The sequence below is a fragment of the Tardiphaga sp. GW822-FHT04G09 genome, assembly GCF_058800725.1.
Genome location: NZ_JBXAMO010000004.1, coordinates 148,179 through 170,083, shown reverse-complemented (window position 1 = coordinate 170,083; position 21,905 = coordinate 148,179). Strand labels below are relative to the sequence as shown.

The following is a 21,905-nucleotide window of genomic DNA, read 5'->3' as shown; positions in this document are numbered from 1 at the left end:
GTGGACTCCGGTTCGCTGGACGAACGCGCAGATCTGGGGGGCCAATAGCACCGGCGAGGCAGAACCGGATTCACTCCTGCCGCGCGGCGTATCTCAGGTGGCAATATAGGCATCTACGACGGAAACGGCAGGTCTGTTACGCTGCCGGTACGCCGTCAATTCCGCGAATAGCCGATCAGCGGCTTGCTCGGCCGGAACAACAGCATCAGCACGATGCCGAGCACGCCCATGACGGCCCAGGACGGCTGGTCGAGCAGCAGCTTGAGAAGACCGCTGAGGAACGGCGCATTGGCATCGACCATCGCCTGGAAGGAACGCTGGCTGGCCTGGTTAACGTCGTTCCAGAACTCACCGAGTCGGGTCAGCCGCAGGGCCTGATCGGCAATCGAACGTGCGCCATCATAGACCAGGAACACGAACCCACCGGCCAGCAGTAACAGCCCTATCAGGCGGAAAAACCCGCGGATCATTCGAACCCCCTCATCACTCGCACCCCCGGCAATACCGGGCAAACCTGAGAAATTCAACCTCATCAGCAACTTAACCGCCGTTCTGCGGTTGTTTTTCGTCTAAAGGCATAGCCGGAAAGCGTTGACGGTGGAAATCGGGCGCTCTATAAGGAGCGCCAATGGCGGTGGGCGCAATCCCGCCGCCGCTGTTCTTTGAGCGGCGCGCCCCGTGAGTTTCGAAACGCGTGAGCTTTGCCGCTCCGGGGATAGCATTTTCAGGAACACCCCGGAAACAGATCAGCGTTGGCCGCAGTCGAGCGGCAGACGTCAATCAGCCCGGCGCCCGAGACGGGACGCTGCTGAAGGATAGTGAGATATGGCCAATACGACCTCCGCCAAGAAGGCGACGCGCAAGATTGCCCGCCGCACCATCGTCAACAAGTCCCGCCGCACCCAGATGCGCGGTGCAGTCCGCACCGTCGAGGCGGCGATCAAGAGCGGCGACCGCGAAGCGGCGCTGAAGGCGATGAAGCTCGCCGAGCCCGAGCTGATGAAGGCCGCTCAGCGCAACCTCGTTCACAAGAATCTCGCAAGCCGCAAAGTCTCGCGCCTCGTCCATCAGATCGCGAAGCTCGCACAGTAATCTGACGACGACATCCTTTCTAAAAGCCCGGCTTCGTGCCGGGCTTTTTTTATGCCGCAATGCGCGCGCTATCGCGTCACAAATTCTGATGAAGCACAAAGACCGATGCGCGCTTGCACAATGCGCGTCTCGTCATGTGTCTTCAATGGCGCAGCCGGAACGCACAACACGTCACACCGGGGGCCAATCCGCGTTATCGCTTACGCCCGCGTGATTCTGAAAAAGCAACAGCGCTGCGCCGCCAGCGCGAGTCCGATGTCTAGGGTTACCCTGACTCAACGCACAGAAAAAAACGCGCGGCTCTAATCACTTATCGGCATAGCGAAGCGGACCAGTTTGAAAACGCGGCCTCGGTGCCTTCATTCGTAAATGAATTATGAATTTCTTTTTTCGCTGGATCGAATTTGCAACGGCACTGTCACATTGCGATTCAGCGCGTTGATTCAAAACCTTGACGTACCGCCAAAAAAATCACGCCGCGATCGGGGCTGCGCAAGTGAGGCTTTTGCTGGGCACCTCAAAAATGATTCCGTTGCGAGAAACGGGCCGTGCTGTATTTCTTAATCACTCGCGGCGCCCGCGGTTCTTGAGATCAGAGCGATTTAAGAACCAGGGCGGACTTTAGGATCAGCGACGGTCTTCAGGTTAGCGACACCTTCCAAGCTTTGATCGGATCGCAGCCCATAGCAATATGGGAAGGGTTGTTCTGTGTCGAAATTTCTCGAGTATCCGTTCGGATGCTTTGAAAAGAAATGCGCACCGGCCAATCGTAACCGGCAAAGCTGAAGGTGCGGAAGTAAGCGGGCAGACGAGCGGGCAAGACGACGGCACGGAATGCGACCTGAACGAGTTTCAATGTTCAGCGTTGCGAACTGACTTTGAACCATATGTGAACTGACACCTTGCCGCGAGCGACCGCGGCGAGCGGGGGAGGCTTTATGCGCAAATCGACCACGACAGCATTCCAGCTACTGCGATCTGCGTCTCGTTCAGATATGGCTGCACATGCAGCGATCCGGCCCTCCGCCCACGCTCCCGACAGACCCTCCAGTACGCGCTGACCTCGCGACGAGGTCCTCTTCGACATCACTGATCTGACTTCGGCCGGATGGTCGTTGGCGGAGCTGTGCCCGAAGACGACACGTCACACGAGGTCGCACCGCGTTTCCATACGCGGACATTCAATCGGCGGCGTTCTGCCGGACACTCACTCTATCTGAAAAGTTCTCTGACAATGGCTAATATGGAACAGGATCACTGGTCTCGCGTGAAAGGTCGGCTGCGGTCGACGGTTGGCGAAGACGTCTATTCCAGCTGGTTCGCGCGGATGGATCTCGAAAGCGTGCAGGACGACAGCGTCCATCTTTCGGTACCCACCCGATTCCTGAAGAGCTGGATCCAGGCCCACTATGCCGAGCGCGTGCTGAACGCCTGGCAGGCCGAGATGCCGCAGGTTCACCGCGTCGACCTCACTGTGCGCTCTGCAATGCGCAACGTTGCGCCCGCGAACAAGGAATCCTCAGCGCCGACCGAAGCGCGCCGCACCGAGACGTCCAACAACCGTCCCGCGCCCGAGCTCCGCGCCACGGCCACCGCACCGGTGTCCGCAAGTCATGAAGCGCTCGGCGGCTCGCCGCTCGATCCGCGCCTGACTTTTGCGAGCTTCGTGCTCGGCCGCGCCAACACGCTGGCCCATGCTGCGGCGCGTCAAGTCGCCGAAGGCCGCCGCGGCGATCCGGTGATGTTCAACCCGCTTTATATCCATGCGGGCGTTGGCTTGGGTAAAACCCATCTTTTGCAGGCCGTGACCTGGGCCGGCAATTCCGGCCCCGACCGCAAGGTGCTTTATCTCACCGCCGAGAAGTTCATGTACGGCTTCGTCGCTGCGCTGAAGACGCAGACGGCGCTCGCCTTCAAGGAAGCGCTGCGCGGCATCGACGTGCTCGTCATCGATGACATGCAGTTTCTGCAGGGCAAGACCACCCAGGCCGAATTCTGTCACACGCTGAATGCGCTGATCGATGCAGGCCGCCAGGTCGTGATCGCCGCCGATCGTCCGCCATCGGATCTGGAAAGCCTCGACGAACGCGTGCGTTCGCGCCTCGCCGGTGGCCTCGTCGTCGAGATGAGCTCGCTCGGTGAAGAACTGCGCCTGGGCATTCTGAAATCACGCGTTGCCGCAGCCCGCGCGCACCACGCCTCGTTCGAGGTGCCGGAACCGGTGCTGGATTATCTGGCCCGCACCATCACCCATAACGGCCGCGACCTCGAAGGCGCGATCAACCGCCTGCTGGCGCATTCGAAGCTCAATGCCACACCGGTGACGCTGGAAATGGCCGAGCGCGAAGTGCGCGACCTGATCCGCCCGCAGGAACCGAAGCGCATCAAGATCGAGGACATCCAACGTGTCGTCGCGCGTCAGTACAATGTCAGCCGGTCCGACCTCCTGTCCTCGCGTCGCACCGCCAATGTCGTGCGCCCCCGCCAGGTTGCGATGTATCTGGCCAAGACCCTGACGCTGCGCTCGCTGCCAGAAATCGGCCGCCGCTTCGGTGGCCGCGATCACACCACGGTTCTGCATGCCGTGCGCAAGATCGAGGCATTGGTCGGCAAGGACGTGGCCCTGCAGGACGAGGTCGAAACGCTGAAGCGTCAGCTGCAGGAGTAAGGCGCTCCCGATCCCGGTGCGCCGAAGCGTGCACCGGGGCAGGATCCGCCTCTTAACCCTCAAAACATTGGGGGCCGGAAGTGCATCTCTCTTGCGCTTCCCGGCCATCCACGCCACCTTGCGGTCCCCCGCGGGATTGAGCAAAATCCACTGATCGAGCTTGCGGGTGTCATCGCCGCGGCGCCCGTTCGGGCTGCCGGGCACCTCCACACGATACCGGATTGAATCGGGCGGGTTTTGTTATGAAGGTCACCGTCGAACGCGCGCAACTCCTGAAGTCGCTGAGCCACGTGCATCGCGTGGTCGAGCGCCGTAACACGATTCCGATCCTCGGCAACGTGCTGATCCGCGCCGAAAATGCCCGGCTGTCGCTGAAGGCCACCGATCTCGATCTGGAAGTGACTGAAACCCTGGCCGCCGAAGTCGGTACCGCCGGTTCCACCACCGTGCCCGCGCATATGTTCTACGACATCGTCCGCAAACTGCCGGATGGGTCGCAGATCGTGCTCGAAGCCGATGGCGATCGCTCGGTCATGGCAATTCGCGCCGGTCGCTCGCGCTTTACCCTGCAGACCCTGCCGGAGAACGATTTCCCGGACCTCGCGGCCGGCGACATGACCCATGCGTTTGCGCTGCCGGCCTCCGACGTCAAGCGCCTGATCGACCGCACGCAGTTTGCGATCTCCACCGAAGAAACCCGCTATTATCTCAACGGCATTTATCTCCACGCCGCCGGCACCGCGACCGCCGCAACCTTGCGCGCCGTCGCCACCGACGGTCACCGTCTGGCACAGATCGACCTCAAGCTGCCCAAGGGCGCCGACGGCATGCCGGGCGTCATCGTGCCACGCAAGACGGTCGGTGAGGTGCAGCGCCTGATCGAGGACCTGGAAGCCGAGATCACCATCGAACTGTCACAGGGCAAGATCCGCTTCACGCTCGGCAATGTGGTTCTCACCTCGAAGCTGATCGACGGTACCTTCCCCGACTATGGCCGTGTGATCCCGCAGAACAACGACAAGGAACTGATCATCGACAAGAAGGATTTCGAGAACGCAGTCGATCGCGTCTCGACAATCTCCAGCGAACGCGGCCGTGCCGTGAAACTGGCTTTGTCGGCTGGCAAACTGGTTCTGTCAGTGACCAATCCGGACTCGGGCAGCGCCACCGAAGAACTCGAAGTCGAATACGCGTCCGACGCGCTCGATATCGGCTTCAACTCGCGCTATCTGCTCGACATCGCCGCCCAGATCGAAGGCGAAGTCGCCGTACTACGCCTCGCCGATCCCGGCTCGCCGACGCTGGTGCAGGACAAGGATGCCAAAGGCGCCTTATATGTGCTGATGCCGATGCGGGTGTAGTCTTCCTCCCCTCTCTCCCCCCGTGCGAAGCGAAGCTTCGCCAGGTGGGAGAGGGTGAATCGACCAAAGCGGTCGAAACGGGTGAGGGGTGCCACAAGCTCCGAGCCCCGCACTACCCCTCATCCGGCACGGCCTTCGGCCGCGCCACCTTTTCCCACAAGGGGAGAAGGAAGAAGAGCGCGCCGTCGTGGACGCCAGTGAATGACCGCCTCCCGCATCCATCGCCTGTCGCTCACCAATTTCCGCAGCTATCGCGCGGCATCACTGGAGACGTCGGCGGACATGATCGCCCTCGTCGGCCCGAACGGCGCCGGCAAGACAAATTGCATCGAAGCGATCTCGTTTCTGTCGCCGGGCCGCGGCCTGCGCCGCGCGACACTCGAAGACGTTGCGAGTAACGAAGGCGACGGTTCCTGGGCCGTGTCGGCCACCGTCGAGGGCGAGGTCGGCCTGGCCACACTCGGCACCGGCATCGATGCACCGTCCGCGGAAGGCGCATCGACCAGCCGACGATGCCGCATCGACCGCGAGCCTGTGGGCTCTGCGGCAGCATTCGGCGATCACCTACGCATGGTGTGGCTGACGCCCGCCATGGACCAACTGTTCATGGGCGCGGCATCGGAACGCCGACGCTTCTTCGACCGCCTCGTGCTGGCCATCGACAAGGACCACTCCGGTCGCGTCTCCGCACTTGAGCGTAGCCTGCGTTCGCGTAACCGCTTGCTGGAAGACCGGAACAGCGACGCCCACTGGCTCGATGCCATTGAGCGCGAGACCGCCGAACTCGCGGTTGCCGTCGCCGCGACGCGCGGTCAGACAGCGATACGGCTCGCAGGGATGCTGCGCGTGCGCGGCGAAGCCTCGGCCTTTCCGTCGGCGCTCATCATGCTCGACGGATGGATGGAGAATGCGCTGGTTAATGAACCGGCCACAGCAGTCGAAGATCGCTATCGCCAGATTCTGCGCGATGGCCGCCCGCGCGATGCCGCCGCCGGCCGCACGCTCGACGGCCCGCATCTCACAGACCTGCAGGTGATCTACGCCCCCAAAAACATGCCGGCCCGTGATGCCTCCACCGGCGAACAGAAAGCATTACTGATCGGCCTGGTGCTGGCCCATGCCACGCTGGTCGCCGAGATGACCGGCATCACGCCGCTGTTGCTGCTCGACGAAGTTGTCGCCCATCTCGACCCCGACCGGCGCAGATCACTGTTCGGCGAATTGTCGAAACTGGGCGCACAGGTCTGGATGACGGGCGCCGATCCCGCGGCCTTCGCCGATATCGGTCCCGCGGGCGAAATCTTCGACGTCGCCAATGGTCACGTCACACGCCGATAAACCCCGGCATGAATAATGCTCTCATCGCACGATGATGATCGCGGATCGCGCCATGATCGATCGCCTCTTGAAGATCTGCTAGAACACCTGCAAACATCTGGTGATGTTGACCTTTTTAGCCATCCACCTGACCAGCTTCGGCCGCGCCCTGTGGGGCGAGATGCGCGCGCTGCCGGTGCCTGGCCCGCGCATGATCGATGAGGCCGAATGCATCTGTTCGGTGCTGCTGGCCATCGTCTTGTCGCATGCCATCGGCGCCGAGAATGTCGGCTGGGCCGCATTCTCCGGCTACATGGTGATGCGCTCGCATGTCACTGAAAGCTTCACGCGCGGCATCCTTCGCGTCATCGGCACGCTTGCAGGTGCAGGGCTCGCTCTTGCCGCTGCGCCCTTACTGCTCCGGCAGCCGCTGTTGCTGAGTCTCGGTCTTCTGATCGGCGGCGGCGGCACGCTGTATTTCGCCATCGTCGGCCGCCGCGCCTATGCCTGGCTGTTCACCGGCCTCACCTTCCTGATGGTACTGATCGAAGGCATGGAACATGCGCGGGAGCCGATCCTGCGCTTTGCTTCAACGCGCGTGCTCGAAGTGCTGGCCGGCACCACCGCTTGCGTCATCGTCAGCGCGATTTCGACCTTCACGATCCGCCGCGCACTGCCCAATCCCGATCTCAATCTGCGCGCCAAGCCGATCGACCAGCCGGCGCGGCAATGGCACGCCACAGTAGCACGTCACGCTCTGGTCGGCGGCATTGCATTGGCGCTGATCCCCTGGGCCTGGCTGTGGCTCGGTATCCCGTCGCTCAGCCAATCCAGCATCACCATCTTCGCGGTCATGCTGGTACCGGCCGCGTCGCTGGCGGAAGGCATGCTCAGTCCGGTTTCCTCGCGCATGATGAACCGTCTGATAGGCTGTCTCGCAGGGGGCCTGCTCGCCAGCGCGATCCTGCTGGTGAGCCACCATTCGCCGGTCGTGATGACCATCGGGCTCGCGCTCGGCGTCATGATCGGCCGTCACATCGAAAACGGCCCGCCCTCCATGAGCTATGCGGGCCTGCAGTTCACGCTCGCTTTCCTCGTGGTGCTGGTGCCCGACAACTACGCCAATGCCGCCCTGGAGCCCGGCTATGATCGCCTGTTCGGCATTCTGTTCGGGATGGTGTTGCTTGAACCGGTCGTGCTGGCTGCGCATCTGATCGCCCGGCGCGGTCTCAAGACGAATGCCGACAAGCCGGCTGCGGAACTAGCTGACAAATAGTCTCCGGAATGCACGCAAGCCGGGCATTTTCGACGCCCGAAACAGACGCCAAATCAGGCCGTGAAAACGGCCTGAAACAGGCTTGAAACGGCGCCAAAAAATCCTATTTATTCAATAACTTGCCACGCGTTACTTTGCGCTAGGCGCAATGCGCCTTTCATGGCACAAATAGAGTGATTCAGGCGCCGTTTTCCGCGCTGATTCGGCACACCTTCGAAGGCCCCTACATGACTGAACCAGCCCGGCAACCCATCGCCGACACTGAGCATGCCATTCCCATTGAATATGGCGCGGAATCGATCCGGGTTCTGAAGGGACTCGATGCCGTCCGCAAGCGGCCGGGCATGTATATCGGCGATACGGATGACGGTTCGGGCCTGCATCACATGGTCTACGAGGTCGTCGATAACGCGATCGACGAAGCGCTTGCAGGTCACGCCAGCGCCGTCGAAGTTATTCTGAACGCCGATGGTTCGGTGACGGTGCGCGACGATGGTCGCGGCATTCCTGTCGACATCCATAAGGGCGAAGGCATATCGGCAGCCGAGGTCATCATGACCCAGCTCCATGCCGGCGGAAAATTCGACCAGAACTCCTACAAGGTGTCCGGCGGTCTGCATGGCGTCGGCGTGTCCGTCGTCAACGCGCTGTCGAGCAAGCTCATCCTGCGCGTCTGGCGCAACGACAAAGAGCATCGCATCGAATTCGCCCATGGCGACGCGGTGGCGCCACTCTCGGTGGTCGGCGATGCCAATGGCAGGCGCGGCACCGAGGTGACATTCTATGCCTCGGCGGAAACCTTCACGACGCTCGAATATGATTTCGCGACGCTCGAACATCGTCTGCGCGAACTCGCCTTCCTGAATTCCGGCGTCAACATCAGATTGTCGGATCTGCGTCATCCGGTCGAGAAGACCGAGAACATGATGTATGAGGGCGGCGTCGAGGAATTCGTCAAATATCTCGACCGCAACAAGAAGGCGATGGTGCCGACGCCGATCGTGATGCGCGCCGAACAAGGCGGCATATCAGTTGAAGTCGCGATGTGGTGGAACGACAGCTACCACGAGAACGTGCTGTGTTTTACCAACAACATCCCGCAGCGCGACGGTGGTACCCATCTGGCCGGTTTCCGTGGCGCGCTGACGCGCCAGGTCAACGGCTATGCCGAAGTTGTCGCCAAGAAGGAAAAGATCGCGCTGACCGGCGACGACTGCCGCGAAGGCCTCACGGCCGTGCTGTCAGTGAAAGTGCCCGATCCGAAATTCTCGTCGCAGACCAAGGACAAGCTGGTATCCTCGGAAGTGCGTCCGGTGGTCGAGAACGTGCTCAACGAAGCCCTCGCCTCATGGTTCGAGGAACATCCGACTGAAGCCAAGATCATCGTCAGCAAGGTGATCGAGGCCGGTGCCGCCCGTGAAGCCGCGCGCAAGGCCCGCGAACTGACCCGGCGCAAGGGCGCGCTGGACATCGCCTCCCTGCCCGGCAAGCTCGCTGACTGCCAGGAGCGCGATCCCGCCAAGTCCGAACTGTTCATCGTCGAGGGTGACTCGGCAGGCGGCTCAGCGAAACAGGGCCGCAACCGGGAATTCCAGGCCGTACTGCCGCTGCGCGGCAAGATCCTCAATGTCGAACGCGCGCGCTTCGACAAGATGCTCGGCTCCGAACAGATCGGCACGCTGATCACGGCGCTCGGCACCGGCATCGGCCGCGACGACTTCGACCTGTCGAAACTGCGTTATCACAAGATCATCCTGATGACGGACGCCGACGTCGACGGCGCGCATATCCGCACGCTGCTGCTGACATTCTTCTTCCGCCAGATGCCGACGCTGATCGAAGGCGGCTATCTCTACATCGCGCAGCCGCCGCTCTACAAAGTGACGCGCGGCAAGTCCGAGCAGTACCTCAAGGACGAGCGGGCACTGGAAGACTACCTCATCGAGACGGGTCTCGACGACTGCATCTTCAAGCTCGCTTCGGGCGAGGATCGCACGGGCCGTGATCTGCTGGCGCTGGTGGAGGATGCCCGCGTCATCCGCGGCACGCTCAACAATCTGCACTCGCGCTATAATCGCAAAGTCGTCGAGCAGGCTGCAATTGCCGGCGTGCTCAATCCGCGGGTCACTGCCGATCTCGCAACCGCCAATGCCGCCGCCGACTACATCGCCAAGCGTCTGGATGCGCTGGCCGACGAAGTCGAGCGCGGCTGGATCGGTGAATTCCGCGAAGGCCAGGGCTTCTTCTTCGAACGCACGATTCGCGGCGTGAAGGACGTCTCCTTCATTGACGATGCCCTGCTCGGCTCGGCCGACGCCCGCAAGCTCGACGAATATGCCGGCAGCCTGCAGGAAGCCTATCCGAAATCCGGCGTCCTGCGCCGCAAGGACATCGAATTCCCGATCCACGGTCCTGTCAGCCTGTTCGAGGCCGTCACCGACGCCGGCCGCAAGGGCGTTGCCCTGCAGCGCTACAAAGGTCTGGGCGAGATGAATCCCGGCCAGCTCTGGGAAACCACGCTGGACACCAATGAGCGCTCGCTGCTGCAAGTCAGGGTCAAGGAGGTCGACGAGGCCGACGACATCTTCACCAAATTGATGGGCGACGTTGTCGAACCGCGCCGCGAATTCATCCAGGACAATTCGCTCAGCGCGAATGTCGACGTCTAAGCGGATCGCACAGAGATAAACTGAAAGGCCCGCCATTCTGGCGGGCCTTTTTGCGTCTATCCTACTTCTTCACCAGCGGGCAGCGCGACTGCGCCAATGGCTGGAAGGCTTGATCTGCCGGAATTGTGGCAAGCAGCTTGTAGTAATCCCACGGCGCCGTGGACTCACCCGGCTTCTTCACCTCGAACAGATACATGTCGTGGACCATACGACCATCTTCGCGGATCTTGCCGTTCCTGTAGAACACGTCATCCACCGGCAATTCACGCATCTTCTTCATCACCTGTTCAGTGCTGTCGGTGCCGGCGGCCTGAACGGCTTTCAGATAATGCAGCACCGATGAGTATGTGCCGGTCTGCAGCATGTTCGGCATGGCGTTGACCTTCCCGTAGAAGCGCTTCGACCACTTCCGCGTCTCGTCGTTCATGTCCCAATACGACGCCTCGGTGATCGTCAGCCCCTGGGCCTCCTTCAATCCGAGACCGTGAACGTCGTTGATAAATCCGGCCAGCGCCGAGAGCTTCTGGCCGCCTGCCGTCAAGCCGAACTCTGCCGCCTGCTTGATCGAATTAATGGTGTCGCCGCCGGCATTGGCGAGAGCCACAACCTTGGCCTTGGACGACTGCGCCTGCAGCAGGACGGAAGCGAAGTCCGCGGTTCCGACCGGGTGCTTGGTCGCGCCGGCGACCTTGCCGCCCGACGCCTTGACGACATCGCCGGTGTCCTTCTCAAGGCCTTGACCGAACGCATAGTCGGCCGTCACGAAATACCAGGTGTCGAAGCCCTGGCTCACAAGCGCCTTGCCCGTGCTGTTCGCGATAGCGAATGTGTCATAGGCCCAGTGAACCACATAGGGTCCACATACCTCATTCGTGATCCGGGTCGATCCGGGCGAGCTGAGCGTGATGATCTTCTTTTTCTCTTTGGCGATCTCAAGCACCGCCAGCGCAGGCGACGACGACGCAACGTCGAGAATGGCATCGACCTTGTCGGTATCGAACCATTTGCGTGCAGCGTTGGCGGCAATGTCAGGTTTGTTCTGGTGATCCGCGAACACGACTTCGATCGGCATGCCGAGAACCTTGCCACCGAAATCCTCGACAGCCATCTGCGCCGCCGTCACGGCGCCTTTGCCGGTGATGTCGGCATAGACTCCCGACATGTCCTCAATGACGCCGACGCGAACGACGCCGTCCGAGATCTGTGCGGTTTGTGCGTGGGCCGAAGCCGTGCAAAAGAATAGGCTCGCAAGTGCGGTCGCGAAGTGACCTGCACCGAAGTCGATCTGTCTCATGTTTCCCCCTTCCGCGTATTGATTGGCTCAATACGCCTGTTGCGACGTGGTCTTATCGTTACTTCCCGCTTCTGTTCGCGAAGGCGGCGAGACCGCGCTTGGCGTCTGCACTCGTAAAGGTGCGCTGGCCGAGGGCGGCCTCCTTGTGAAAGGCGTCCGCGAGCGGGAGGTCCTGCAGCGTCAGCGCGGCTTCCTTGATGGTCTGGATCGCAATCGGGCTCAGCGCGGCGATCTTTTCGGCGAATTCGAACGCGACCGACTCGACCTGTTCCGCATCGACGACGCGGTTAACGACGCCCCTGGTAAAGAGGTCATTGGCCGAAAAGCGTTCCGCCGTCAGCATGATCTCCATGGCATGGGCGTAGCCGATCTGCCGGACCAGACGCACCAGCGTGCCGCCGGCCGGCACGAAACCATGTTTCGGCTCGGGCAACTGGAAGATGGCATCGCGCGCGGCGATGCGAATGTCGGTCGCCAGCATGATCTCGAAACCACCGCCCATGCACATGCCGCGGATGGCGCTGATGACCGGCTTGTAGAAGCCCGGAAACTTGATATGTGCGGGATCCCAGGCGGAAATGTCGATTGTATCGGCGGCCAGCGCCGGGATCGACTCCATCAGATCCGCACCGACGCAGAAAGCACGGTCGCCCGTGCCGGCCAGCACAACGACGCGCACGGCGTCGTCATCCTTGATCGCGTGAAAGGCGCGGCCAAGATCGTCATACATCGCGAGCGTCAGCGCATTCATCTTGTCCGGCCGGTTGATGCGGACAGTGGCGACATGGCCGTCTCTGGTGACATCGATCGACATCAGATCGCTCCCGACGCCTTGAGACGCGCCAGCTCGGCCGGCGTTACGCCAGCCAGGCGGGCAAGCACATCCGCATTATGTTCGCCGGGCATCGGCGCCTTCTCGAACGACGTCTGATCTGCACCGGACAGTTTGATCGGAAGGCCGAACATACCAATCAGCTTGCCCGCGACCGGCACATTGACGATCATGTTTCGCGCAGCGATGTGCGGGTCTTCCACCACTTCGGCGATGGTTTTGATGGCGCTGAGCGGGATCTTGTCGCCCGCCATCTCTTCGAGCTCGGCCTTGGTGTAATTGCTGAACCAGCGCTCCAGCAGCGGCTTCACCCTGGTTTCCGCCACAGTGTGATCGAACCGTTTCTCCATTGTATCGATGCCAGGATCGTTGGCCTGTTCCGGCTCGCCGAACAACGTGCAGGTGATCGCCCAGAACTTGTCGGTGTAGCCGCCGAAGAAAACGTAGCCGTCCTTGCAGGGGAACTGGCCATAAGGTCGAACGAACGGGTGATCGTTGCCCAATGGCGAAGCGACTTCTTTCTGCGCGGTGTAGCGGACTACGGCATTCTCGGTCAGTGTCAGCACGGAGTCTTGCTGAGACACATCGACTACCTGACCGGCGCCGGTCTTTTCTGCCTCTCGCAATGCTGCGAGCGTTCCGATGGCCGCATAGAGGGACGCAGCGAGATCGCCTATGATCGTGCCGACACGGACCGGCGGCATGTCGGCATAGCCATTCATGGACCACAGCCCGCCGGCCGCCTGCCCCGTATTGTCATAGGCCGGCTTGGAGGAATTGGGGCCTGTGCGGCCGAAGCCGCTGATGGCGGTGTAGACCAGCTTCGGATTGAGCTCGCGCAGTACCTCGTAGCTGAGGCCAAGCTTGTCCATCGTGCCGGGCCGGAAATTCTCGACAAGGATGTCGGCCTTCTGCACCAGCTTCTTCAGCAGGGCCTTGCCATCGTCGGATTTGAGATTGAGCGTGATGCCCTGCTTGTTGCGGTTGAATTGCGTGAAGAAGGCGCTGAGCTGCTCATCGCCTTCACCGACGAGGGGCGGAAATGTTCGCGCGTAATCCGGCTCGCCGGGATGCTCCACCTTGATCACGGTGGCACCCAGGTCTGCGAACAACATCGAGCAGAATGGACCTGCGACGACCCGCGTGATGTCGAGCACCGTCACGCCCTTGAGAGGACCGTTACGTTCCTTCAACCCACCCATCTTTTCTTCCGTGTTCACATCATCCTCCCAGTCCATGCGAATGGACGCCAACAACATCGGCGCGCATGGTTTTCGTACAAGAGCATGAGCATCGAGGATACATCTTCATATTCGCTTGCCGTGCCGGCAGCGCGCCTGCACGAGGTTGCGTTGCAGAAACTGGCGTTGGAAAAACTCCACTTTCTACGAACGCAGCTTCTCAAGAATTTCCTTGGCGCGATCGACACGCACATCGTGATCGGCTGCGAGGGCGGCGGCGACCTTCTCGATCTCGTCGCCAGCAGCGCCGGCAACAATCGCGATATTTCTGGCGTGAAGCGCCATATGGCCCTTCTGGATGCCTTCCGTCGCGAGCGCGCGAAGTGCTCCCATGTTCTGGGCGAGGCCGACGGCAACAGCGACTTCCGCTAGTTCCTGCGCACTCTGCACGCCAAGTATCTTCAGGGCCGCTCGCGCGGCGGGATGGGTCTTGGTGGCGCCGCCGACGAGGCCGAGCGCCATCGGCATCTCAATGGTGCCGACGAGATTGCCCCTGCCATCGATTTCCCAATTGGTCAGCGAGGTGTAGCGGCCGGAGCGCGAGGCCCAGACATGAGCGCCGGCTTCGATGGCGCGCCAGTCATTGCCGGTGGCGACCACGATGGGATCGATACCGTTCATGATGCCCTTGTTGTGGGTCGCAGCGCGGTAGGGATCGACGATCGCAAATGCGCAGGCCTCGACGATACCACGGGCAATGCGTTCGCCAGCATATTCCTCGGTCTTCAGCGCCTTCGGCGTCACTGACACCATGGCGCGGGCGATGCGCAGATCGGCATAGTTCGACAGGATTCGCAGACGCACGGTACCGCCGGTAATCTTCTCGATCAGTGGCGCGACCGTCTCCGCCATCGTGTTGACGGTGTTGGCGCCCATGGCATCGCGTACGTCGACGATGAGATGCACGGCCATCATCGGCCCCACCGGCGTGTCTTCGAACACATGCACCTCGACGTCGCGGCAGCCGCCGCCGAGCGAGATCAGTACTTTGTCTTTGGCATTGGCCGCCTCAAGGATGGCATCGCGCTCGCGTAGCACGCGCGCACGGGCACCGTGCACATCGGTCACGCCTAGCACCTGCACCTGCGCACGCATGATCGGCGCGGAGCTCGAGGTCTGGAAGCCACCGCATTTGCGAACGATGCGAGCCATATAGGACGCCGCAGCCACCACCGACGGCTCCTCGACCGCCATCGGAATCAGGTAGTCACGGCCGTTCACGGTGAAATTGGTGGCGATACCGACCGGCAGTTCGAACGTGCCGATGACATTCTCGATCATGCCATTGGCAAGTTCGAGCGGCAGCGTACCGGGGCCGAAGGCCGCGCGCTCGGTGTCACCGAGCGAGGTCGCGTCGATCACACGGCCCAGCCTTTCGGCAGGCGCGAGATTGCGCAGATTTTCCAAACGCGAATTGATCTTTCCGGGTTGTTCGCCCGACTTCGAACCGGCCATTGCGGCGCCTCCCACACACAGGGTCTTTTGTTGGCCGCACGTTAGGCACCCGTTGACGATCTCCGAAAGAGACAGTTTTGAAATATTGTCCTAGACTGTACCCATGGCGAAATGACTTCTCTGGTCGCGGATGCAGCATTTTTCCCTGCAAATGGCGCGCGACCCAAGATCCGCCTGCGCGGAGACATGAGACTGGACTATTGAATTCAATCTTATCGCTCTTGGAGAAAGGTACGGTTCTGATGGATCGTCCAGCACTGCACCTGGAGACATTGCTTGACCGCTTCGCGTGAACCGTCCGACCACAGAGCAACGCTGACCCAGACTTTAGCCAGCCGGTTGCGTGCGCAAATCCTCTCCGGCACGTTGCCGGAAGGCAACCGCCTGCCTTCAATCAGAAAGGCCACCGTGGAATTTGGCGTGTCGAAGAACACCGTGGTCGACGCCTATGACCGGCTCGTGCTTGGCAAACTCGTCGCGGCCAAGGCAGGCTCCGGTTTCGTTGTCATCTATCGTGGCGATGATGGCGGACGACCGAAACACGTCAGCGAAGCCGTCGACATTGCATCTCTGCTGAGCGCCCAGCTCTCGCAGAATTTCGAGATTCGCGTCGGAGACGGGCGGCCGCCGGCTTCGTGGACGGAACAATCGGAGATCAAGCGCCATCTGAGCGGGACCGGACGGATCCTGCCGGCCGCTGCTGACGCCTATGGCTCTGCGCTCGGATTCCTGCCGCTCCGACAACAGATCGCGTTGCGGCTGCAAGCCCAGCAAATCGCGGTGAGGGAAGACGGGCTTCTGCTCACATTCGGAGCTAATCACGCGCTCGACCTGATCATCCGCGCTATGCTGGCGCCTGGCGATACGGTGCTGGTGGACGAGCCCGGCTACTATCCTTTGTTCGCCAAGCTCACGCTGGCCCAGATTCGCATCGTCGGCGTTCGCCGCCTGGCGGATGGGCCGGATGTGGATGACCTCGCCGCAAAGATCCAGTCGGAGCGGCCGAAGCTGTTCTTCACGCAGTCGCTCGGCCACAATCCGACCGGAGGATCGATCACGCTGCCCGTGGCACATGCGGTGCTTCAGACGGCGATGCGATCTAATCTCGTGATCGTCGAGGACGACCCGTTTGCCGATCTGCCGATGGCGGCAAACAGCCGGCTGGCGACCCTCGATCAGCTGAACAATGTGATCTCGATCGGGACCTTCTCCAAGACGCTGTCGGCGAGCCTGCGATCGGGCTTCATCGCGGCCCGCAGCGACCGCATCGCGACCCTGGCCGAACTGAAGATGCTCACCACCGTCAACAGTTCCGGCCATGTGGAGCGGCTGCTGCACCGGCTGCTCGCGGACGGCCACTATGACCGGCACCTGAAGCGGCTGGGACAGCGGAGTGACGCCGCCATGGGCCAGGTGCGCGCCAATCTCGTTCGCAGCGGCCATCAGATCTATGCCGACGCACGCACGGGCTATTACCTGTATCTGCTACTGCCGGACGGAATCAACGACATGGCGCTGGCACGCGAAGGCGCGAAAGACAGCATCTTCATCGCGCCGGGAAGCCTGTTCTGCCTCGACAAGAACAGTCCGCTGGCGCGGGCGATCAGGATCAATGTGTCGCGGGCGGACAATCCGAAGTTCTACGAATTTCTGCTCCGCCGACTGCAATAGACGCAGCGACGCCTTCAGGTCGCTTCTTCGGCATAGGGCGCCAGCACATCCAGCAGATCCCGACCACGCGCCGGGGTCGGCTCCACCAGCGCGCGGTTGGCGACCGAGTCGAGATGCGAATGCATCAGCGACATCGCCTTGTTGGCGTCGCCGTCCTGCAGCGCTTCGATGATCGCAATATGCTCGCTGACGCCACATTCCGACGAATGCGGCCGACTGAACAGCGACAGCGTCAGACAGCAGCGATAGGCGATCTCGCTCACATAGCGGACCAGCACCGGGCTGTTGGTCATCGACGCCAACATGATGTGAAATTCCGTCGCCAGACGGATGGACACGGCGTTCGGCCCATCATGCGCCTCGCGCTCCGCCTCGACATGCGCCTTGAGGCGCGCGATCTGGCTGCTGCTGAGCTTGCCGGCGATCTTGCGGACGATCAGCCGCTCGAGATCCATCCGGATGTCGAAAATGTCCCGCGCATCCTGCCAGCTCGGGGTCACGACCACTGCAATGCGATTACGGCGAAGCTCCACAAGCCCCTCAGACGCCAGTTGCCCGAGTGCATAGCGCGCAATGGTCCGACTGACGCCGAAGCGCTCACCCAGGGAGTCCTCGGGAAGCTTGGCACCGGGTTCCAGGGCCTGCTCGATGATCGCCCGCCGCAGCGCACGGCAGATAACCCCAACCTTGTCTTTTGAATTCGGCGCTTCTGGCATTCAGTCAGACCTGTCGCGATTAGAGCGTTCGGGGTCGTGCCCGAAGTGCATGCAGTCGAGAAGAATGGTTGCCCAATAATTCCTCAGGGAATGGCGAGCGAACGTAAAATGACAACATTTCGCCCCGGACTCAAGTGGCACCCCAATTGCATGCACTTGTTGTTATGACAAGTATGCAAGACACGGGGGCTACCGGAGCCCAGCGCAGGCCGACCGCGATCGAATTGTCGGCCACCTCGGTGACCTTCGGCCGCGGCCCGACCGCCACGCCGGCACTCGCCGAGACCAACCTTAGCATTCCCGACGGCGAATTCCTCGCCCTCGTCGGCCCCTCCGGCTGCGGCAAGTCGACGATCCTCAAGCTCGTCAGCAATCTGCTTCACCCCACCACCGGCGTCGTGATCGTCGGCGGCCGCGAGGTCGCTGCCAAGGCGCTACGGATCGGCATGGCGTTCCAAAATCCGACCATGCTGCCCTGGCTGACCATCGAGCGGAACATCATGTTGCCGCTCAAGATCGTGGAGCCGTTCCGGTCCGAGTATCGACAGAAGCGCAAAGGCGAATTTCGCGACAAGGCCCATGCGCTGCTGGCGCAGGTCGGCCTCAGGGATTTCGGCAACAAGTATCCCTGGCAACTTTCCGGCGGCATGCTGCAGCGAGCCAATCTGTGCCGCGCGCTGATCCATGAACCGCGCATGTTGCTGCTCGACGAACCCTTCGGCGCGCTCGACCAGTTCACCAAGGAGGAACTCTGGTCGATCCTGCAGAGCCTCTGGCTGCAGCACAAACCGACGGTGCTGCTCGTCACGCACGATCTCCGCGAAGCCGGCTTCCTGGCCAGCCGCATCTGCGTGATGAGCGCCCGGCCGGGCCGTATCCTCGACGACAGCCGCGTGGACTTCGCCCGCCCACGCACCATTCCGATGACTTTCGAGCCGGACTTCGTCGCGCTGAACCAGCGTCTGCGCGATCTCATCGTCAATGCGCGGAGCAATGCGTCCGCCACACAGGAGGCATAAATGAATCTCGGCCTCCGTCAGAAGCTCTGGTCGTTCGGACTAATCGTCGCCTTTTTCGCGGCGTGGCAACTGTTCTGCGTCGTCTCGGGCATGTCCGATCTGATCTTGCCGCGCCCAACCGATGTTCTCGCGACACTCATCGCGCGCTTCCCGGTGCTGTGGCCGCATATCATCCAGACCCTAAGCACGACCATGGCCGGTTTTGCCCTTGGTGTCGGCCTCGGCGTGGTGCTGGGCGCGGTCATTGGCGTCTCGAAAGTTGCCTATGACACCGCCTATCCGCTGCTGGTCGGCTTCTCGTCGATCCCGAAAGTCGCCGTCGTGCCGATCTTCGTATTGTGGTTCGGCTCCGGCTCCGTACCTGCGATCCTCACCGCACTGTCGATCTGCTTCTTCCCCATCGTCGTCAATATCGCGACCGGCCTCGCCACCACAGAGCCGGAACTGGAAGACGTGCTGAAGGCCCTCGGCGCCAGCAAGATGGACATTCTCTGGAATGTCGGCCTGCCGCGCACCATGCCGTTCTTCTTCGCTTCGCTGAAAGTCGCGGTCAGCTACGCCTTTGTCGGCGCGGTACTGGCGGAAACCGTCGCGTCCAACCGCGGCATCGGCAATGTGATGATGAGCGCATCATCGAACTTCAATGTTCCGCTGGTCTTCGCCTGCCTGTTCATTCTCGCGATCCTCGGCGTGGCGCTTTACGTCATTTTCTCTCTGATCGAGGCGCGCGTGACCGGCTGGGCCACGCGCAAGAACGATCTCGTTGCGACCTAATCAACCCACATCAACCAGGAGAACGTCATGTTGAAAAGATTGACCGCCCTCGCAATCGGCAGCGTCCTGCTCACAGGCTCTGCCTTTGCTCAGGAGACGACCATCAAGTTCACATTGGGCTGGAAAACCCAGGGCAGTGACGCGGCGTTCTTCTACGCGAAGGACAAAGGCTACTTCAAGGAAGAGGGCCTGAACGTCGTGATCGATCAGGGCGAAGGCTCGGGCGCGACCGTGACTCGCATCATGTCCGGGGCCTGGGATGCCGGCTTCGGCGACGTTAATGCCATCATCCAGAACGCATCGACACGCCCGCAGGACGCGCCAGTGATGGTCTATATGATGTGGAACCAGCCACCCTTCTCGATCGTCACCAAGAACACCAGCGGCATCAAGACGATCAAGGATTTCGAAGGTCACACGCTGGGTGGCGCGCAGGGCACGCCGACGACCCGCCTGCTGCCCGTCTTCATCCAGAAGAACGGTCTTGCGGCCGACAAGATCAAAGTCACGAACATGGCCCCCAATCTGCAGGAGCCGATGCTGATCAAGGGCGATATCGACGCCGCGCTGGTGTTCAACATTACCAGCTATTTCAACCTCGTCCTGAATCGCCAGGATCCCGAAAAGGATTACAAGTGGTTCTCCTTCGGTGAATTCGGCCTCGACCTCTATTCAAATGGCGTGATGGTGTCGCAAAAGCTGTTGTCGTCGAATCCAAAGGCCGTTGCCGGCCTGGTCCGCGCGATCAACAAGGCCAACATCGCCGTAGCAAAGGATCAGAACGCAGGTATGGCGTCGGTCGTCGCCTTCGACAATCTGGTGGATGTTCCCGTCGAGAAGCGCCGCCTGCAATATTCCTTCGACAAGCTGATGGTCTCGCCCGAGATGAAGGAAATCGGCGTCGGCGACATCAAGGATGACCGCATGGCCCGCGCCATCGGCATGGTCGTCGAAGGTTACGACCTGAAGCGCACCCCGACCCCGAAGGAAGTATTTTCCCGCGAATTCCTGCCGGCGCGTGGGGATCGCGAACTGGTCTATACCGCGAACTGAGCGCACGCGGCATGACCGAGGTTGCGTCTGCGACGAATATCTTCACCGGCACAGATCGGGGCCTCGTTCCTCGGGCCAGCCTCCATTATACGGATGGCCTGATCACGAGCGTCTCGACCGGCGCAAGCCTTTCGCCGCAGACGAACCATCTGATCATCCCCGCGCTGGTCAATGCCCACGACCATGCCCGGCCGTCCATGACATCCTTCGGCGCATCGAACATGCCGCTGGAATCCTGGATCGTTCGTTCGGCTTTCGGTACGCCGCCCGATCCCTATCTCGTCGCCGCTGTCTCGCTCGCCCGCTCGGCGCGTGCAGGCTGCGGCGGCGCTATGATTCATTACACCCGCCCGAGCGGGAAGATGCCGATCGTCGATGAGTCGATCGCCATTGCAAAAGCCGCGAGCGATGTCGGCATCCGGCTGGCCTTCGCGCTGGCCGTGCGCGACCAGAACCCGATCGTCTATGGCGATAGCGCCGACGTGCTTGCCGCATTGCCTGAAGAAGATGACCGCAGCACGATCCAGGACATGTTCATTCGTCCGAGCCCGACGCCATCAGAATATCTTGACCGCGTGGAGGCCATTCATGCCGCCATCGCCGGGCCAATGGTCGACGTGCAGTTCGGCCCCGCCGGCGTCCAGTGGTGCTCGCCCGCTTTGCTCGAAGCCATCGCAGAGCGCTCCGCGACCACCGGCCGGCGCGCCCACATGCACCTGCTCGAAACCATTTATCAGCGGCAATGGGCCGACCGCGCTTTTCCCGGCGGCGTTGTGCGCTTTCTGAAAGATATCGGCCTGCTATCGAGCCGACTTACGCTGGCGCATTGCATTCATGCCCGCCCGGACGAACTCGACATGATCGCCGAATCCGGCGCGACCATCGTAACGAATTTCAGCTCCAATTTGCATCTGCATTCCGGTCTTGCGCCCATTGCTGATGCACATCGCCGCGGCTGTCCGATCGCCGTGGGCATAGACGGCATCGCTCTAGACGAGGACGATGATGCGATCCGCGAAATGCGCCTGGTGCAGATGGCGCATGACGGCCTCGGCTTCGACCGCACGTGGAGCCGAGCAGAGTTTCTCGCGCTCGCCATCCGCAACGGCCGCAAGTCGATCGGCGCACCGGGAACGGGCATACTCGCAGCCGGAGAAGCCGCGGATTTCGTGACACTCGATATCGGCCAGCTCGACCGCGATGCCATCATGCCTGTCGACCCGATCGACATGCTGTTTGCCCGCGGCAACAGCAGCTGCGTCCGCGATGTGATCGTCAACGACCGCACCATCAGCCGCGATGGAAAACCGACCGGTGTCGACCTGGAGGCCATGGAGATCGAGTTGCGCGGGCTCTACCGGAAGAGCGTGCCGCAGTTCAAGGCGTTCGAACGCACCTGGGCGCCGTTCGAAAGCGCCGTGGCACACTGGTTTCGGCAACAGGGATGTTGCTAGCGTACCGAACGCT

Annotated in this window: 17 protein-coding genes; 11 read left to right on the top strand and 6 right to left on the bottom strand. The window is 61.6% G+C overall.

All coding sequences use genetic code 11. The annotated features are described in order from the left end of the window. Positions 1-155: 155 nt before the first annotated feature. Positions 156-470 (bottom strand): hypothetical protein, encoded by a 315-nt coding sequence (locus tag AC1RLZ_RS09920; protein ID WP_493188507.1) that lies wholly within the window; start codon positions 468-470, stop codon positions 156-158. A 355-nt stretch (positions 471-825) separates the two neighbouring features. Here AC1RLZ_RS09920 and rpsT point away from each other — a divergent pair, with 355 nt between their 5' ends. From rpsT to gyrB, 6 genes are all read left to right on the top strand, one after another. Next, entirely contained in the window at positions 826-1,092 is a 267-nt protein-coding gene (gene rpsT, locus AC1RLZ_RS09915) for a 30S ribosomal protein S20 (RefSeq protein WP_068729934.1), read from the top strand. Positions 1,093-2,326: 1,234 nt separating this feature from the next. Continuing rightward, positions 2,327-3,760 carry a chromosomal replication initiator protein DnaA gene (dnaA, locus tag AC1RLZ_RS09910; RefSeq protein WP_493188506.1) on the top strand — a complete coding sequence of 478 codons (1,434 nt, stop codon included), beginning with the start codon at positions 2,327-2,329 and terminating at the stop codon, positions 3,758-3,760. A 242-nt stretch (positions 3,761-4,002) separates the two neighbouring features. Further along, on the top strand, positions 4,003-5,121 hold the full coding sequence (gene dnaN / locus AC1RLZ_RS09905; RefSeq protein ID WP_371420347.1) for a DNA polymerase III subunit beta: 1,119 nt from the start codon (positions 4,003-4,005) through the stop codon (positions 5,119-5,121). 201 nt (positions 5,122-5,322) lie between these two features. Next, positions 5,323-6,459, top strand: coding sequence for a DNA replication/repair protein RecF (gene recF / locus AC1RLZ_RS09900; RefSeq protein WP_493188505.1), 1,137 nt, complete (start codon positions 5,323-5,325; stop codon positions 6,457-6,459). A gap of 103 nt (positions 6,460-6,562) precedes the next feature. Next, positions 6,563-7,714, top strand: coding sequence for an FUSC family protein (locus tag AC1RLZ_RS09895; protein ID WP_493188504.1), 1,152 nt, complete (start codon positions 6,563-6,565; stop codon positions 7,712-7,714). Positions 7,715-7,941: 227 nt separating this feature from the next. Further along, positions 7,942-10,383: a DNA topoisomerase (ATP-hydrolyzing) subunit B gene (gyrB, locus tag AC1RLZ_RS09890; protein ID WP_371420350.1), complete on the top strand. Its 2,442-nt coding sequence runs from the start codon at positions 7,942-7,944 to the stop codon at positions 10,381-10,383. A gap of 61 nt (positions 10,384-10,444) precedes the next feature. Here gyrB and AC1RLZ_RS09885 read toward each other — a convergent pair whose 3' ends face one another. From AC1RLZ_RS09885 to AC1RLZ_RS09870, 4 genes are all read right to left on the bottom strand, one after another. After that, entirely contained in the window at positions 10,445-11,677 is a 1,233-nt protein-coding gene (locus tag AC1RLZ_RS09885) for an ABC transporter substrate-binding protein (protein WP_493188503.1), read from the bottom strand. 58 nt (positions 11,678-11,735) lie between these two features. Beyond that, on the bottom strand, positions 11,736-12,491 hold the full coding sequence (locus AC1RLZ_RS09880; protein WP_493188502.1) for an enoyl-CoA hydratase/isomerase family protein: 756 nt from the start codon (positions 12,489-12,491) through the stop codon (positions 11,736-11,738). Then, complete coding sequence (locus AC1RLZ_RS09875; protein WP_493188501.1) at positions 12,491-13,729, bottom strand: CaiB/BaiF CoA transferase family protein; 1,239 nt, start codon at positions 13,727-13,729, stop codon at positions 12,491-12,493. The genes AC1RLZ_RS09880 and AC1RLZ_RS09875 overlap by 1 nt, the downstream gene beginning before the upstream one ends. Before the next feature lie 165 nt (positions 13,730-13,894). Further along, on the bottom strand, positions 13,895-15,205 hold the full coding sequence (locus tag AC1RLZ_RS09870; RefSeq protein WP_493188500.1) for a hydroxymethylglutaryl-CoA reductase, degradative: 1,311 nt from the start codon (positions 15,203-15,205) through the stop codon (positions 13,895-13,897). Positions 15,206-15,481: 276 nt separating this feature from the next. On the opposite strand from AC1RLZ_RS09870, the gene AC1RLZ_RS09865 reads away from it, so the two are divergent. After that, positions 15,482-16,876: an aminotransferase-like domain-containing protein gene (locus AC1RLZ_RS09865; protein WP_493188499.1), complete on the top strand. Its 1,395-nt coding sequence runs from the start codon at positions 15,482-15,484 to the stop codon at positions 16,874-16,876. Between the two features lie 14 nt (positions 16,877-16,890). Here the strand turns inward: AC1RLZ_RS09865 and AC1RLZ_RS09860 are convergent, their stop codons facing one another. Continuing rightward, complete coding sequence (locus tag AC1RLZ_RS09860; RefSeq protein WP_493188498.1) at positions 16,891-17,592, bottom strand: GntR family transcriptional regulator; 702 nt, start codon at positions 17,590-17,592, stop codon at positions 16,891-16,893. Positions 17,593-17,756: 164 nt separating this feature from the next. Between AC1RLZ_RS09860 and AC1RLZ_RS09855 the strand changes: the two genes are divergently transcribed. Genes AC1RLZ_RS09855 through AC1RLZ_RS09840 form a run of 4 tightly spaced genes read left to right on the top strand, consistent with a single transcriptional unit; the run spans position 17,757 to position 21,892 of the window. Beyond that, entirely contained in the window at positions 17,757-18,611 is an 855-nt protein-coding gene (locus tag AC1RLZ_RS09855; RefSeq protein ID WP_493188497.1) for an ABC transporter ATP-binding protein, read from the top strand. Further along, entirely contained in the window at positions 18,612-19,385 is a 774-nt protein-coding gene (locus AC1RLZ_RS09850; RefSeq protein WP_493188496.1) for an ABC transporter permease, read from the top strand. 27 nt (positions 19,386-19,412) lie between these two features. Beyond that, complete coding sequence (locus tag AC1RLZ_RS09845) at positions 19,413-20,438, top strand: ABC transporter substrate-binding protein (RefSeq protein WP_493188495.1); 1,026 nt, start codon at positions 19,413-19,415, stop codon at positions 20,436-20,438. Between the two features lie 11 nt (positions 20,439-20,449). After that, entirely contained in the window at positions 20,450-21,892 is a 1,443-nt protein-coding gene (locus AC1RLZ_RS09840) for an amidohydrolase family protein (protein ID WP_493188494.1), read from the top strand. Positions 21,893-21,905: the final 13 nt, after the last annotated feature.

Coding starts and splice junctions, on each gene's coding strand:
- AC1RLZ_RS09920 (WP_493188507.1), bottom strand. CDS start 470: ATGATCCGCGGGTTTTTCCGCCTGATAGGGCTGTTACTGCTGGCCGGT.
- recF (WP_493188505.1), top strand. CDS start 5,323: ATGACCGCCTCCCGCATCCATCGCCTGTCGCTCACCAATTTCCGCAGC.
- AC1RLZ_RS09840 (WP_493188494.1), top strand. CDS start 20,450: ATGACCGAGGTTGCGTCTGCGACGAATATCTTCACCGGCACAGATCGG.
- AC1RLZ_RS09885 (WP_493188503.1), bottom strand. CDS start 11,677: ATGAGACAGATCGACTTCGGTGCAGGTCACTTCGCGACCGCACTTGCG.
- AC1RLZ_RS09880 (WP_493188502.1), bottom strand. CDS start 12,491: ATGTCGATCGATGTCACCAGAGACGGCCATGTCGCCACTGTCCGCATC.
- gyrB (WP_371420350.1), top strand. CDS start 7,942: ATGACTGAACCAGCCCGGCAACCCATCGCCGACACTGAGCATGCCATT.
- dnaA (WP_493188506.1), top strand. CDS start 2,327: ATGGCTAATATGGAACAGGATCACTGGTCTCGCGTGAAAGGTCGGCTG.
- rpsT (WP_068729934.1), top strand. CDS start 826: ATGGCCAATACGACCTCCGCCAAGAAGGCGACGCGCAAGATTGCCCGC.
- AC1RLZ_RS09860 (WP_493188498.1), bottom strand. CDS start 17,592: ATGCCAGAAGCGCCGAATTCAAAAGACAAGGTTGGGGTTATCTGCCGT.
- AC1RLZ_RS09895 (WP_493188504.1), top strand. CDS start 6,563: ATGTTGACCTTTTTAGCCATCCACCTGACCAGCTTCGGCCGCGCCCTG.
- AC1RLZ_RS09845 (WP_493188495.1), top strand. CDS start 19,413: ATGTTGAAAAGATTGACCGCCCTCGCAATCGGCAGCGTCCTGCTCACA.
- dnaN (WP_371420347.1), top strand. CDS start 4,003: ATGAAGGTCACCGTCGAACGCGCGCAACTCCTGAAGTCGCTGAGCCAC.
- AC1RLZ_RS09855 (WP_493188497.1), top strand. CDS start 17,757: ATGACAAGTATGCAAGACACGGGGGCTACCGGAGCCCAGCGCAGGCCG.
- AC1RLZ_RS09870 (WP_493188500.1), bottom strand. CDS start 15,205: ATGGCCGGTTCGAAGTCGGGCGAACAACCCGGAAAGATCAATTCGCGT.
- AC1RLZ_RS09850 (WP_493188496.1), top strand. CDS start 18,612: ATGAATCTCGGCCTCCGTCAGAAGCTCTGGTCGTTCGGACTAATCGTC.